The 13,461-nt window shown below is 59.9% G+C and carries 13 protein-coding genes; 5 read left to right on the top strand and 8 right to left on the bottom strand.

Annotated elements, in window-relative coordinates:
* Positions 1-18: 18 nt before the first annotated feature.
* On the top strand, positions 19-1,056 hold the full coding sequence (locus SDENCHOL_RS13295) for an IS110 family transposase (protein WP_154715863.1): 1,038 nt from the start codon (positions 19-21) through the stop codon (positions 1,054-1,056).
* Between the two features lie 359 nt (positions 1,057-1,415).
* Here SDENCHOL_RS13295 and SDENCHOL_RS13290 read toward each other — a convergent pair whose 3' ends face one another.
* From SDENCHOL_RS13290 to SDENCHOL_RS13280, 3 genes are read right to left on the bottom strand one after another with little or no spacing between them, the layout of a single operon-like run.
* Positions 1,416-1,760: a hypothetical protein gene (locus SDENCHOL_RS13290; protein ID WP_197706918.1), complete on the bottom strand. Its 345-nt coding sequence runs from the start codon at positions 1,758-1,760 to the stop codon at positions 1,416-1,418.
* Positions 1,757-3,928, bottom strand: coding sequence for an ATP-binding protein (locus tag SDENCHOL_RS13285; protein ID WP_083522867.1), 2,172 nt, complete (start codon positions 3,926-3,928; stop codon positions 1,757-1,759). The genes SDENCHOL_RS13290 and SDENCHOL_RS13285 overlap by 4 nt, the downstream gene beginning before the upstream one ends.
* Positions 3,928-4,152 carry a hypothetical protein gene (locus SDENCHOL_RS13280; RefSeq protein ID WP_083522866.1) on the bottom strand — a complete coding sequence of 75 codons (225 nt, stop codon included), beginning with the start codon at positions 4,150-4,152 and terminating at the stop codon, positions 3,928-3,930. Before SDENCHOL_RS13280 ends, SDENCHOL_RS13285 begins: the two co-directional genes overlap by 1 nt.
* 157 nt (positions 4,153-4,309) lie before the next feature.
* On the opposite strand from SDENCHOL_RS13280, the gene SDENCHOL_RS13275 reads away from it, so the two are divergent.
* On the top strand, positions 4,310-4,816 hold the full coding sequence (locus tag SDENCHOL_RS13275; RefSeq protein WP_154717261.1) for a hypothetical protein: 507 nt from the start codon (positions 4,310-4,312) through the stop codon (positions 4,814-4,816).
* Positions 4,817-4,843: 27 nt separating this feature from the next.
* On the opposite strand, the gene SDENCHOL_RS13270 is transcribed toward SDENCHOL_RS13275, so the two are convergent.
* The 5 genes from SDENCHOL_RS13270 to groES form a co-directional block, all read right to left on the bottom strand.
* Positions 4,844-5,137, bottom strand: coding sequence for a DNA-binding protein (locus SDENCHOL_RS13270; RefSeq protein ID WP_231912991.1), 294 nt, complete (start codon positions 5,135-5,137; stop codon positions 4,844-4,846).
* A gap of 23 nt (positions 5,138-5,160) precedes the next feature.
* On the bottom strand, positions 5,161-5,496 hold the full coding sequence (locus SDENCHOL_RS13265) for a type II toxin-antitoxin system RelE/ParE family toxin (protein WP_067170577.1): 336 nt from the start codon (positions 5,494-5,496) through the stop codon (positions 5,161-5,163).
* 160 nt (positions 5,497-5,656) lie between these two features.
* Positions 5,657-6,862: a tyrosine-type recombinase/integrase gene (locus tag SDENCHOL_RS13260; RefSeq protein ID WP_067170574.1), complete on the bottom strand. Its 1,206-nt coding sequence runs from the start codon at positions 6,860-6,862 to the stop codon at positions 5,657-5,659.
* Between the two features lie 293 nt (positions 6,863-7,155).
* Positions 7,156-8,808 carry a chaperonin GroEL gene (groL, locus tag SDENCHOL_RS13255; RefSeq protein ID WP_067170571.1) on the bottom strand — a complete coding sequence of 551 codons (1,653 nt, stop codon included), beginning with the start codon at positions 8,806-8,808 and terminating at the stop codon, positions 7,156-7,158.
* Between the two features lie 43 nt (positions 8,809-8,851).
* Complete coding sequence (groES, locus tag SDENCHOL_RS13250) at positions 8,852-9,142, bottom strand: co-chaperone GroES (RefSeq protein WP_067170569.1); 291 nt, start codon at positions 9,140-9,142, stop codon at positions 8,852-8,854.
* A 391-nt stretch (positions 9,143-9,533) separates the two neighbouring features.
* On the opposite strand from groES, the gene SDENCHOL_RS13245 reads away from it, so the two are divergent.
* From SDENCHOL_RS13245 to SDENCHOL_RS13235, 3 genes are all read left to right on the top strand, one after another.
* A complete protein-coding gene (locus SDENCHOL_RS13245; RefSeq protein WP_067170566.1) occupies positions 9,534-9,971 on the top strand; it encodes a hypothetical protein in 438 nt (145 codons plus the stop codon).
* 136 nt (positions 9,972-10,107) lie between these two features.
* Complete coding sequence (locus tag SDENCHOL_RS13240; protein ID WP_067170564.1) at positions 10,108-11,829, top strand: phytoene desaturase family protein; 1,722 nt, start codon at positions 10,108-10,110, stop codon at positions 11,827-11,829.
* A 25-nt stretch (positions 11,830-11,854) separates the two neighbouring features.
* The gene (locus SDENCHOL_RS13235) at positions 11,855-13,393 is read left to right on the top strand and encodes a phytoene desaturase family protein (protein ID WP_067170561.1); all 1,539 of its coding nucleotides are present in this window, start codon (positions 11,855-11,857) and stop codon (positions 13,391-13,393) included.
* Positions 13,394-13,461: the final 68 nt, after the last annotated feature.

Genomic DNA, 13,461 nt, shown 5'->3' with positions numbered 1-13,461 from the left:
GACTCGGGAGAGGAAATCATGGAAATCGTAACGCTCGGCATTGATCTTGCCAAGAACATATTCGCACTGCACGGCGTGGATGGCGCCGGCAAGGTGGTATTGCAACGTCCGGCGGTGAAACGGGTCAAGCTGCTGGAGGTGACCGCCAGTCTGGCGCCGTGCCTGATTGGCATGGAAGCCTGTTCCGGTGCGCACCACTGGGCACGTGAGATGACTCGGCAAGGCCATGATGTGCGGCTGATCGCGCCAAAGTTTGTCGCGCCGTATCGCATGTCCGGCAAGCGCGGCAAGAACGATGCCGCCGACGCGGCGGCGATCTGCGAAGCGGTGGCACGTCCGGCCATGCGCTTTGTGCCCGTAAAAACCATCGAGCAGCAAAGCGAACTGTTCCTGCATCGTGCCCGGCAAGGCTACGTCGAGCAGCGCACGGCGCTCATCAACCGCGTGCGCGGCCTGCTTGCGGAGATCGGCATCGTGCTGGCGCAAAAGGCCGACACCGTGCGCCGCGAACTGGTCCATCTGCTCGAAGACCTGCCCGGCTCCTGCAACATCGTCGTCGCCGATGCGATCACCGACCTGGAACGGCTGGACGCGCGTATTGCGGAATACGACCGGCATATCGCCGGGTGCGCCAAGGCCAACGCCGATGCCCGGCGCCTGATGCAACTGTCCGGCATCGGCCCGACCACGGCCAGCGCCTTGGTGGCCACGGTGGGCAATGGTCATGATTTCGCCAGCGGGCGGCAGTTCGCCGCCTGGCTGGGGATGGTGCCGGGGCAATACAGTTCCGGAGGCAAGCAACGGCTTGGCAGGATCACCAAGGCCGGGGATCGTTACCTGCGTACCTTGCTGATCCTGGGCGCCCGTTCCGTCCTGCAAAGTGGCAGGAAGAAGGAAGACGCCATCAGCCGCTGGACGAGGGATGTGGAAGGGCGGCGTGGTTACTGGAAGGCCGTGGTGGCGATGGCGGCGAAGAACGCGCGGTTGGCCTGGGCGGTATTGCGGCGCGGGGACGATTTCCGGTTGTACGGCCAGGAGGCTGCGGCGGGGGCATAGTGCCCGCCGGGATCGATGGCTGAAGGTGTTGTGCCAAGTGACGTGGGATGGCTGCGTTGATGGGAACAGGTTCAAGACCTGCGCTGGGGAATGCTCGATTAATTCAAGGAGTCTGCCTACGTGCAGGATATCCTCGACTAACGAATGGAGCCCCCGGCGTGCGTCTTTCATCAGGGTCTGCGGCAAGAAAGTCGCGTCAATGACCGTTTGTAGTGTCGCCGTCGCGAACCTTGCACCCACAGCATGCGCAGTTCCTGCGAAACCGGAGCAGCAACACCGATACGGCCAGTGTGCGCCCTGCGGGCGAGATTCAACGGCACGAACAATTCAACATCTACATCAGTGAAGCGCTGCGCGCTTCAGGAGAAAGACAACGAAACACCCTCGGCAATTTCATCCTTGACCTTCGCGGGGAAGCCCTTGTAGAGAATGAAGGGGCCGCCATTCCTGCTGATGTTGTCCTCCAGAATTGATGCAATCAGACCATAGTGCCGTCGCTGGTCAGTGCTCGCTTGACCATCAACAAGATGAAGATCCATGAACAAGCATCGAACCCCTTTGAAATGATCCTGCTTCAATTCTTCAGCCGGGTCGTACCTTATACCCATGCACGGAGTGCCAAGAAGCTGGAACGTTCTGGTGATGGCCAGAAGATGATGGTCCCTGTCGTCCACGACGACGAAACGCGGTGCCGAGAAGATCAATTCTTGCCCCCTTTCCCAAATACAAGTGCGAGCACTGCCCCATCAAAGCCATCAGGGACATTGGCCTCGTCAGCATCGGGGAAGACCAAGCGGCCGCCATTCAGCTCCATGACCATGTTGGTGTAATAAAGACCGACTCCCATGCCATCGGGTCGGCGACTGAAGAAGGGGCGTCTCAAGCGCTCAGGGTCATCCTGAAACCCCGGTCCATTGTCCGCAACGATGATCGCAGGCCCCTCGGCAAAATCTTTTTCGATATTGATATACAACTTTCGGGGAGATTTCCCCTGGCCATCCGGCCAACGTACTTGCAGCCAGTAGAAAGCGTTATCGAGCAGGTTGTTCAGCGCCCCAAGAAGCAGACCGAAAGCGAAATTTCTTTCGATATCCGGAACGCCGTCTTCCAAAGCCGGGCACACGAATTTGACTTCGTGATTACGGAACCTGACACGGTTGATATCCCTCGCTCGCTTGATCAGGTGTTTGATGCTGTTTGGGCGTTGCTCACCTTTACGCAGCAGTTCGCTGAACCCATCAAGGATGCGGACCAGTTCTCGCGCCTGCACCTGTACAGCTTCACGGCTCCGCCCCCCTTCTATGGCGTCATGAAGGACGCGAACACCTTGTTCGATTTCATGAAAAACGATGGCCAGCCCCATGCCGGATAGTCCAGCTCGAAGCATCGTGTCACGCATCTCGTTGTAGTTTTTTTCCGCTTTGTTGATCAGCGGATCGAGCTCTTTGGATAGGCGGTGCTTCTTGGCAGCATCGCGTAAAGCCTGAAGAGGCTGAGCAATGTTTGCCGCTTCGGGATCGTGACCTTTTCCGGTCAATGCGCGGATATTGTCCTTGTCTATCTTGCGCTCGACCTCAAGAACTGCGAGTGCGCCAAGAACGATCTGCCTGAGCCGCCGATATGCGTCGTTTTCAACAAAACCCTCGCGGTTAGTCTTTTCGGTGAGCTGATGGCTTTGCTCAAGCGAAAGATCAATCGCGCCTACCACGATGTTCCGGCTGATATTTCGCGTGGGTGTGTTGACACGACGAAGATCCAGTCCAAGCCAATCATCGCCTGGCTCTCCATAGTTATAGACACGGATACTGTCTCGGTAGACGCGAACACCACCGCTTTCATCAAGAAAATTCTGAACAAGTTGACTGTCTCCCAACCTAGTCAGGATGTCGTGATCGCGATCGAATACATAGAACTCGCCCTTCACCGTCCCGATGCCATCGGAGAGAGAAGCGTCAGCCGTTATCCTTTTCGGCTTTGCCGACTTGGTGCCCTGATCCGTTCCATAAACATCGGTATCTCGCTCCTGTGCGATCAGCAATGCTCCTGTTCTGTCTGGGATTTTCCTGGGTGCCAGCTTGATACCGGTAACGCCCCTGAATTCGTACGACCATTCAAGTCGCCCATCTTCAAATGAGAATCGAAAGTGCCAAGGCGCACGCTTGAGCAGCACATCAACATCCGGTACTCCCGACACCCAATCCGGGTGATCGGGAACCTTCAATTCGGTTTCAAAGCGATCCGAGCGATCAGTGAAAGGTGATGCGATGGATGTGATCTGTCGAAGCAGGCGCCGCACCTCGCCTCTGGTCCATGTCGCTTCACGCAACTTGCTGATAGTCAGCTTGGTCCCAGTCTTCGCACCCTTGAACACTTCAGGTGATCTGGTCAGCACGTTGACGACAGCTTCAGAGAGGAATTGCTTCTCGATAAGTGCGGACCAGTCAATATGGACAACACACTCGGACTGGCCCTTTGCTCGCGTGACCAGCTCAATGCGATCGCCCAGCTTATGCACGGCAAAGCGTCCCAGCCCCTTTTCTCCGAGGGGCAGGCGATTCAACCGGGTTCTTTTCAATGCTTTGCGCTGCAGTTCACGATGATCATGCGCAGGCACGAGCCAGATATCCCTGATGGTGGCAAGTGCCATGCCATCGCCATCATCTTCTACGACGATGGTTGGGTTCGCGGTGCGAAGACCCTTGAGCGTCACCGTGACGGTTTCAGCATCTGCATCGTATGCATTCTTGACGAGTTCAAAGACCGCCAAGCGGGGGGTGCCGATGAGTTGATCACCCAGGAGCTGCAGCAATCGTGCACGCGGCCGGAATGGCAGCTTGAGCGAATCATCAGAGGGTTTGCTGGTTGTTGCCATCAGCGCATCTTCCGTTTGTCGCAGAGCTCTTCATCCTTCACCATGAATCCGACGGCTTTCAAAGCGCTCAGAATGATGGTTCTCTGTGTCGTTCCCTCTTGTGCTGCCTTCAAGCTCACCTCCCGCTTGATATGCGCAGGCACCATGACCTGAAGGGAAACATCCTTGGATTCGGCATCATTTCTACCTTGATCGGCCACTTTGTCGGAAGCACCTGTAGACATCAATTCCGTCCATGTTTCATGATTTCATGATCTTAACAAATTGTGGTTGAGCCTGCTACGACTCACTCTCCCCGTCGCCCGAGCTCAACAGGTTCAACCGAACAAGCTCGGAGACGAGGTTCGTGTACCAAGCTTGTGGCATGGGCCTCCAGATCTCATGAGCAAATCGAATGCGGCTCATCTCGCCTCGCATAGCCATCTCATAGAGCTCTTCGTAGCCCTGATAACGCATGGAGAACTCAAGAATATGGTTGCCGAGATGGTAGAACTCGTCCTCATCAAGGCCGCGCCGAACAGCATCATCTCGGAGAAGCCCGAAGAGGAATGCCCATTCATCCTGATCGTCCCCTTGCTCGGCACCAAGGGGAAGAGACAAGTCGGGCCTGCCATTGAACTCGGCATGCACCCGACAGTGGCATTCGTGGCACAGAGTAACGCCGTTGCCCGTCTCAAAGGCTCCCAGCGGATAGAGCGTCTTCCGAATGACGTGGTGAGCCTGAATCCTGTCGCTCGAATCACAGCACACGCAACGATGCAGATCCCGGGCTCTGATGAACTGGCTCCACAACCGAAGAGTCCACTTGCGTGTACGACCCTTCTCTATGGCTGCCATGAGAGCCAGTTTCCGCTTCCGGATTTCCTCCAGTCCTGGCGCAGGGATTGATTTCACGCTGGCATGGCCAATGATCGGTCAGGCGATATGAGCAGGAGGACCCGAAGGGGATAGCGGTTGTACCGCCAGCCGTAGGCCCATCGCCTTGAGGATGGCGGTCAAGCTGTTCAAGGCTGGGTTGCCCTTCGGAGAAAGCGTGCGGTAAAGCTGCGTCGGGTTCAGGTGCGCCTGTTCGGCCACCGCCTGCACACCGCCGAACGCCTGCGCGAGCTGGCGCAGCACGGTCAGCAGTTCGGCTTGGTCGCCGTCTTCAAGAATGCCGTTGATGACGTCGAGCGCGAGCGCGGGATCGCCGCGATACAACTCGGCCATCGCTTCGTCATGGGTTCTGCTTCTCATTCGTCGGTTCTCCGTTGCCAGTCCTGCCAGTAGTCCACCGCACGGTCGATGTCCGTGTCTTGCGTGCGCTTGTCGCCACCGCAGAGCAGCAGCACGAGCCGCTGCCCCGACTGGGCGTAATAGACTCGGTAGCCTGGCCCAACGTCGATGCGTAGCTCCCACACGCCATCACGACAGAACTTGTGATCGCCAAAGTTGCCTTGCTCGATGCGGGCCACACGCCGGATGATCGCCACCTTGGCCTTGCCATCCCGCAGGTGGCCCAGCCAGTCGATGTAGAGATCCTTCTGCCCGTCGGCTGTCAGGTAGTGCTCGATTCGGTGTGTGGCCATTTTCGTTTATAGACGAATTAAAGTCAAGGTGAGAGGATGGCCGACCCATGCCCAAGTTGTCGTTTCAGCGACACGACAACTTGGGCAGGCGGCGCCTTGCGCAGGATTCGCCAGACACCGACTGGCGAATTGGACTGGCCTGCCGCAAGCGGCTGCGGGGTCATGCTGCCGTTACCTCGGCGGAGCGTGGCGATGCGCCGGTGATCGTCTTGCGCCGGTTCGCCACCAGTTCGGCAGCCTTGCGCACCGGGTCATCCTCGGTGTGGACGTAGCGCATGAACATTGCCACGGTCTTGTGCGCCGTCAACGCCATGCCGACCTTGACCGGAATGCCCGAGTTGGCAATGTCGGTTGCAGAGCGGTGGCGGATGCCGTGCGTACCCACATGCGTCACGCCAGCGGCTTTGAGCACGCGGCTCCAGCCGTTGTAATACTCGCCCGTGGTCAGGTGCTGGCCGGGATGGGTCGGGGACGGCAGGACATAAGGGCAGCCTTCTTGGCGTGGTGCCGTGGAAAGCAGCCGGTGGGCTTCTTCGCTCATGGGCTTGGACATGCCGCCGGTCTTGCTGTCGGGCCAGACGACACGCCGGTTCTCGAAGTCCACCCAGTCCCATTGAAGCGTGACGATTTCGCCGCGCCGACCGGCAAACGCGAATTGCAGGCGGATTGCCATCGGGATGACGGAGTTCTCCAGCCCCTCGGCCTCGGTCTTGTCCAATTGCCGGAACAGCTTGCCCATGTCCTCATCGCTGATGAGGTGGGTAGCCTTGCCGTTGGGAAACATCGGAACGTGGCGGCACGGATTGGTGCCATCGGGCCGGTAGCCCCACACCTCGGCCAGATTGAACATGCGGCGCATGACGCTGAACGTGCGGTTCGCGTCGGCAGGCTTGTGGACCATCTTCTTCATCATTGCAGCCACGTCCGGGCGCTTCACGTCCTGAACCTTCATACGGCCGAGCATCGGGATGATGTTGCGGTCGATGACGCCTTGGTAGCCTTCCTGCGTGCTTGGCTTGTTGCGTAGCTCGGAGTAGTCCTCCATGAACTTCGTGCATAGCTCCTTGACCGTGGGGGCTTTGCGGGCGGCTGCCTTGTCGGCGGCGGGGTCGCCGCCTCGGCGCACTTGGGCCAACCACTCCTGCGCCAGCGAGCGGGCCTGTTCGACGGTCAATTCCCCGTACTGGCCCAAGGCAGGCTTGCGGCGCTCGCCCGCGTTCGTGCGGTACTGGAGCATGAACACTTTGCGGCCCGCTGGGGTAATCTTGCACAGGAAGCCGGGCACCAGCGTATCTCGGAGTTCGACGGCCTGCGCCTGGGGTTGTGCCGCATCGACGGCGGACTTGGTGAGCTTGAGTTTTGCCATGATGACTCCTCGGAATGGCCCGATTCCTGGGAGCCTCATAGGAGCCTTCGGCGGGAAAGTCGGGTCAGGTTTCGGAAAGCACCGGCATATGGTGAACTCGCCCAGGTCATTGATAAACCTGCTGTATCTGGCTTTGGCGTAGTCCAGCGAAATGCGGCACTGGAGTCATAGTGAAATGAAAAATGCCGTTCACTGGCTAAAGTGAACGGCATTCCGACGACTAGTCGGGTTTTCTCGATTGTGGCGAGCGGTTGCGCTAATGAACTACTGCACAACCGCTGCGACGGGCAGCTTTACATCATTCCGCCCATGCCACCCATTCCGCCCATACCACCCATGCCGCTCATGTCGGGCATGGCCGGCTTGTCTTCGACCAGTTCGGCCACCATGCAGTCGGTGGTCAGCATCAGGCCGGCGACGGAGGCGGCGTTCTGCAGCGCGGTGCGGGTGACCTTGGTCGGGTCGAGCACGCCCATCGCCACCATGTCGCCGTACTCGTTGGTCGCGGCGTTGTAGCCGAAGTTGTCCTTGCCTTCGACGACCTTGTTCACTACCACGCTCGGCTCTTCGCCGGCGTTGGCGACGATTTCACGCAGCGGTTGCTCGAGCGCGCGCAGGACGATCTTGATGCCGGAGTCCTGGTCGTGGTTGTCGCCCTTGAGCGTCTTGATATTGGCGCGGGCGCGCAGCAGGGCCACGCCGCCACCGGCGACGATGCCTTCCTCGACGGCAGCACGCGTGGCGTGCAGGGCGTCTTCGACGCGGGCCTTCTTTTCCTTCATTTCGACTTCGGTGGCCGCGCCGACCTTGATCAGGGCAACACCGCCGGCCAGCTTGGCGACACGCTCCTGAAGTTTTTCCTTGTCGTAATCGCTGGTGGCTTCCTCGATCTGCTTGCGGATCTGCTTGACGCGGGCCTGGATGTCGTCGGCGACACCGGCGCCATCGATGATGATGGTGTTTTCCTTGCCGATTTCGATGCGCTTGGCCTGGCCCAGATCGTCCAGGGTAGCCTTTTCCAGGCTCAGGCCGACTTCCTCGGCGATCACCGTGCCGCCGGTCAGGATGGCGATGTCTTCGAGCATGGCCTTGCGGCGGTCACCGAAGCCCGGGGCCTTGACGGAACAGGTCTTGAGGATGCCGCGGATGTTGTTCACCACCAGGGTGGCCAGGGCTTCGCCTTCGACGTCTTCGGCGATGATCAGCAGCGGCCGGCTGGACTTGGCCACTTGTTCGAGCACCGGCAGCAAATCACGGATGTTGGAGATTTTCTTGTCGAACAGCAGGATGAAGGGATTGTCCAGGATGGCGATCTGCTTGTCCGGGTTGTTGATGAAGTAGGGCGACAGATAGCCCCGGTCGAACTGCATGCCTTCGACCACTTCCAGTTCGTTCTGCAGGCTCTTGCCGTCTTCGACGGTGATCACGCCTTCCTTGCCGACCTTGTCCATGGCATTGGCGATGATCTCGCCGATGTCGCTGTCGGAGTTGGCGGAAATGGAGCCGACCTGGGCGATTTCCTTGCTGGTCGAGCAGGGCTTGGAGAGCTTCTTCAGTTCTTCGATGGTGGCGATGACGGCCTTGTCGATGCCGCGCTTGAGATCCATCGGGTTCATGCCGGCAGCCACATACTTCATGCCTTCGCGGACGATGGACTGGGCCAGCACGGTGGCGGTGGTGGTGCCGTCTCCGGCGATGTCGGAGGTCTTCGAGGCGACTTCCTTGACCATTTGCGCGCCCATGTTCTCGAACTTGTCCTTCAGTTCGATTTCCTTGGCAACGGAAACGCCATCCTTGGTGACGGTCGGGGCGCCGAAGGAACGCTCCAGCACGACGTTGCGGCCCTTGGGGCCGAGGGTGACCTTGACTGCATCGGCGAGGATGTTCACGCCATTGACCATGCGGCTGCGACCGGAATCGCCAAACTTGACTTCTTTAGCCATCAGATTTCTCCTTGATTGTCAGTAGGTTGTATTCGTTGAGGCAGGTTCAGGCTTCGATGATGCCCATGATGTCTTCTTCGCGCATGACCAGCAGCTCCTCGCCATCGACCTTGACGGTCTGGCCGGAGTACTTGCCGAACAGCACGCGGTCGCCGACCTTGACTTCGAGCGCGCGAACCTTGCCATCGTCGAGCAGCTTGCCTGTGCCGACGGCGAGGATTTCGCCTTGGTCGGGTTTCTCGGTGGCGGTGTCGGGAATGACGATACCGGAGGCGGTCTTGCGTTCTTCTTCGAGGCGCTTGACGATCACGCGATCATGCAAGGGACGGATTTTCATGAAGTTTCTCCTGTAGATAACGAAGGGATAAGGGTGGCAGGCCACCCTGGCTAATTTGGAACAGCGGGGAATGTTAGCACTCTCTGCTGACGAGTGCCAATGATTTGGGTAGCGCAGGTGGATTTCAAGAGCGCTGCGGCAGAATTTTTTGGGGTGGCTCCAAGTGGTTCCGGGTGATTCATGCCGAGGCTGGCGCCGAAAAACAGACTTGCGATTCTTGACAAAGCCGGCATCATGCTTACAATGTAAACATTCTCAGGTGTACGTTGTAAACCGCTTGTCGTGCTCGATCCTGCATGGTCTTTGTTTGATTGGCTGGTGTCGCAATGCCGCAGTGCAGCGTCGTTGAATCTTTGAACTGTCAGTTGGTAAATTTTTGGGAGGAAATATCATGAGACTGCGATCCAAGGGCCTGGGCCGCCGCGAGATGGTGATGGACTTTCGTGAATACGAAGTGGTCATCGAGGGCAACGAGCTGGTCGTCGTCGGCATCATCCGCGATCCGGTGACCTGGGACTTTTCCATCCGCTTCTGCGAGGACGATTACCCGGCCGTCTTCAAGCTGGCCTTCCATCCGCAGACGCTGAAGGCCGTCTTCCGCGCCATGCTGAACCGCTTCAGGAGCCATCACTGGGGCAAGGAGCGCGTCCAGCACCAGGCGGATGGCAAGGCGTCGCTGGCCGAAGTGCGCAAGACCGTGCAGGAACGCGTACAGAATGCCGTCCGTCCGTTCGACGCGCCGACCAAAACGATGCGCCGTACCCGCAACGGCCTGGTGGCCGTCGAGACGGCCGAAGACATCGAAGCCGAGATCGAAGCAGCGGCCTGAGCCGTTGCCGTGCCGGCGCTGCGCGCGGGCCTGCCGGGTGCGGCAGACCTTGCTGTGCGTGCGCCACAACCCGTTTTGCATTGATTGATGAAGCGCCGTCCGTTGGTGGATGGCGCGATGGAACGATGGAGCCTAAATGAAAAACTACGATGTCATCATCATCGGCGGCGGCATCAACGGCCTGACCACCGCCTGTTATCTGCAGAAAGCCGGTCTGTCGGTCGGTGTGTTCGAGGCGCGCGGCCAGTGCGGCGCGCACTGCGACACCATCGAGCTGGGCCGCCCCGGCTTTTTGTTCAACACCCACGCCACCTGGCTGGTGCCGGCGATGAGCCCGCCGATGGCCGATCTGGAGCTGGAAAAATTCAATCTGGAGCTGCTCGGCACCGACGTGATCTTCGCCATGCCGCACGCCGACGGCACGAATACCGTGCAGGCGCTGGACCCCGGCATCACCATGGCCAGCATCGCGCGGCATTCCGAGAAGGACGCCGCGCTGCTCGGCCGCATCATGGAATTCGGCATGATGCACATGCAGGAAGCGCTGGAAATCAATGGACAGATGCAGTATTCGCGCCCGACCATGGCGTTGGCCGAGCGCATCGCCAAGCTGAACGACGGCCTGTGCAAGCATCTGGGCCTGCCGATCGACGGCGACGACGTGATGCGCATGACCGGCTTCGAGCTGCTCGAACTCGTTTATGAATCCGAGAAGGTGCGCCTGGTGCCCGGCACGCTGGGCGAGTACACCGGCCAGTGGCCGCTCAATCGCCGCGTGGCGCCCACCGTGCTGGGGCTGTGCGGCATGAACCCGATGGCCGTGCATACCGCCAAGGGCGGCTCGCATGCGCTGAATCACGCGCTGGTGCGCTGCTTCGTGAAGCATGGCGGCGAAATCTGGACGACCTGTCCGGTTTCCAAGATCATCGTCGAGAACGGCCGCGCCGTCGGCATCAAGCTGTCCGAGGACGCGCTGATGCCCGGCGAGGAAATCCGCGCGAAGAACATCGTCTCGAATCTGACGCTCACGCCGACCTTCACCAAGCTGCTCGGCGAGGAAGTCATCGGCCCCGACTGGATGCGCCGCATCAAGTACTTCAACTACGACGATCCGCAGTTGCTGGGCATGTATTACGCCATGAAGGATGCGCCGGTGTTCAAGTCCGCCGAATACGACCCGGCCATCCAGCGTTGCTGGGTCGGCTATTTCGGCCCGGACTCGATCGACGACGTGCGCAACGCGCAAAGCCAGGTGATGGCCGGCATCATGCCGACCCAGACCATGGGCGGCTGGTTCAATCCGACGCTGGCCGATCCGTCGCAGGCACCCGCCGGCCACCACGTGGTGTCGACCTGGATCACCGTGCCGCCGTCGCCGCGCAAGTGGGGCAACAAGACGCTCAACGGCTGGTCGAGCTGGCGTGAAGGCTTCGGCGAGGCGCTGGCCGACACCATGGACGACCTCTACGAAAAGATGGCGCCGGGTTTCAAGGATCTGATCATCGAGCGCCACATCAACACGCCCATGGATCAGGAGAACTCCAATCCTTCCGCCGTGCGCGGCAACATGATCGGCGGTTCGGCCATTCCCGAGCAGGCCGGCGAGAACCGCCCGCTGCCCGGCGTTTGCGTCAATGGCGCTTCGCGCACCTTCATTCCCGGCCTGTATCTGTCCAACTCCATCCATCCTTTCGGCGCCACGCATCTGGCCTCCGGCTACATCGCCGCCGTCGAGCTGGCCGAGGATCTGGGCTGCCGCAACCAGTCCTGGTGGATCAGCCAGCCTTTCGAGTGGTTCATGGGCAATCTGGGCAACATTCCGCTGAATGCGGGCGTGGCGGATAAATGGAAAGTCTGAACAACGCAGAGGACAGGAACAGAACATGAGCAATGAAACCAAGTTTGACGCCATCGTCATCGGTGGCGGCCCCAATGGCCTGCTCGCCGGCGCCTATCTGGCCAAGACCGGCCACAAGGTGGTGCTCTTCGAGCGCCGTCACGAAACCGGCGGCGGCCTGAATACCGATGAATACTTCGGCTTCCGTTTCAACCTGCACGCCATCTATCACCTGATGGCCGAGAAGATGCCGGCCTGGAAGGATCTCGATCTGGCGAACTTCGGCGTGCGCTATCTTTATCCTCACGTGGTTGCGGCTTTTCCGTTCAAGGACGGCAGCTCGCTGATCTTCACCCGTGATGTCAAGGAAACCGCCGAGTCCATCGCCCAGTTCAGCAAGGAAGATGCGGCGGCCTACCTCGCCATGTGGGACGAATTCCAGCCCATGCTGGACGACTACCTGATCCCCATGACCTACGAGCTGCCCAAGCCCGCGCTCGACCAGCTCGCCGAATTCGGTGAGACCGAAGTCGGCGCCAAACTGGCCGAGATTTCCGAACTGAGTTGCCTCGAAGTCATCGACCACTACGGCTTCACCCACCCGCGCGTGCGCATGGCGTTGCTGAGTTTCCCGGCAATGTGGGGCATCCATCTGGCCGACCCGCTGGGTTTTCTCTATCCGCTGTATCTGGGCCGCATGCTGGATGCTGCCTTCGTCAAGGGCGGTTCGCACCGGCTCTCGTCCGGGATGTATCGCGTCTTCGTGAAGAATGGCGGCACGGTGATCGACGAGAATGAAGTCACCCGCATTCTGGTCGAGGACAACCGTGTTACCGGCGTCGAGCTGCAGGACGGCCGGCGCTTCATGGCCGATGCGGTGGTGTCTACCCTGAATCCGGTGCAGACCTTCAAGCAACTGCTGCCCAAGGACGACGTGCCTTACGCCCTGCATCAGGCGGTCGACAACTGGCGCTGGGAAGAACGCTCCTTCTTCGGCCTGCATCTGGGCATCGACGGCGGCGTGCGCTACAACGCCCAGGATCCGCGGGTGAATGAAGCGATGACGGTATTCATCGGCCTGGAGACCGAGGACGAACTGCTCGATCACCTCGACCGCGTCGACGGCAAAACCACGAATGGCCCCGAATGGCTGCACATCGCCCAGCCGACGACTTTCGACAAGACCATGGCGCCACCCAACCACAGCGTGATCCGCGCCGAAGCCGTGGTCGCCTACGATCCCGAGTGGCGCGCCCGCACGCCGGCGTTCGCCGCCGGCTGCCTCGATCTCATCAAGCAGTACGCCACGGTGGACAAGGTGGTGCAGCAACGCACCGTCTCGCCGATCGACATCGAGGAAAAGCTCACCACCATGCACCGCGGCTCCTACAAGCACGGCGCCTACTCGACGCTGCAACTCGGCTATCTGCGGCCGAACGACCTGTGTTCCTGCAGCGAGACGCCGATCGACGGCCTGTTCCTCGGCGGCGCTTCGATGTATCCGGGCGGCATGATCCTCGGCGGGCCGGGCTATCTGGCCGCGCAGGTGACCAACGATTATCTGGGCGAGCCGGTGAAGAAGTAATTTCCGGTTGTTGAAAAGGTCGCTGAAAAGCAGAAGCCGCACGCCGTAGCCTGGTCGTGCGGCTTCTG

This window comes from Sterolibacterium denitrificans (genome assembly GCF_900174485.1).
Lineage (GTDB): Bacteria > Pseudomonadota > Gammaproteobacteria > Burkholderiales > Rhodocyclaceae > Sterolibacterium > Sterolibacterium denitrificans.
The sequence above is the reverse complement of the archived record's forward strand: the minus strand, read 5'-3'. Positions and strand labels throughout refer to the sequence as shown.

What these genes read in the sequence shown, in the direction of transcription:
- SDENCHOL_RS13295 (WP_154715863.1), top strand. Translation starts at nt 19, where the DNA reads ATGGAAATCGTAACGCTCGGCATTGATCTTGCCAAGAACATATTCGCA.
- SDENCHOL_RS13285 (WP_083522867.1), bottom strand. Translation starts at nt 3,928, where the DNA reads ATGGCAACAACCAGCAAACCCTCTGATGATTCGCTCAAGCTGCCATTC.
- SDENCHOL_RS13280 (WP_083522866.1), bottom strand. Translation starts at nt 4,152, where the DNA reads ATGTCTACAGGTGCTTCCGACAAAGTGGCCGATCAAGGTAGAAATGAT.
- SDENCHOL_RS13275 (WP_154717261.1), top strand. Translation starts at nt 4,310, where the DNA reads ATGAGCAAATCGAATGCGGCTCATCTCGCCTCGCATAGCCATCTCATA.
- SDENCHOL_RS13270 (WP_231912991.1), bottom strand. Translation starts at nt 5,137, where the DNA reads ATGGCCGAGTTGTATCGCGGCGATCCCGCGCTCGCGCTCGACGTCATC.
- SDENCHOL_RS13265 (WP_067170577.1), bottom strand. Translation starts at nt 5,496, where the DNA reads ATGGCCACACACCGAATCGAGCACTACCTGACAGCCGACGGGCAGAAG.
- SDENCHOL_RS13260 (WP_067170574.1), bottom strand. Translation starts at nt 6,862, where the DNA reads ATGGCAAAACTCAAGCTCACCAAGTCCGCCGTCGATGCGGCACAACCC.
- groES (WP_067170569.1), bottom strand. Translation starts at nt 9,142, where the DNA reads ATGAAAATCCGTCCCTTGCATGATCGCGTGATCGTCAAGCGCCTCGAA.
- SDENCHOL_RS13245 (WP_067170566.1), top strand. Translation starts at nt 9,534, where the DNA reads ATGAGACTGCGATCCAAGGGCCTGGGCCGCCGCGAGATGGTGATGGAC.
- SDENCHOL_RS13240 (WP_067170564.1), top strand. Translation starts at nt 10,108, where the DNA reads ATGAAAAACTACGATGTCATCATCATCGGCGGCGGCATCAACGGCCTG.
- SDENCHOL_RS13235 (WP_067170561.1), top strand. Translation starts at nt 11,855, where the DNA reads ATGAGCAATGAAACCAAGTTTGACGCCATCGTCATCGGTGGCGGCCCC.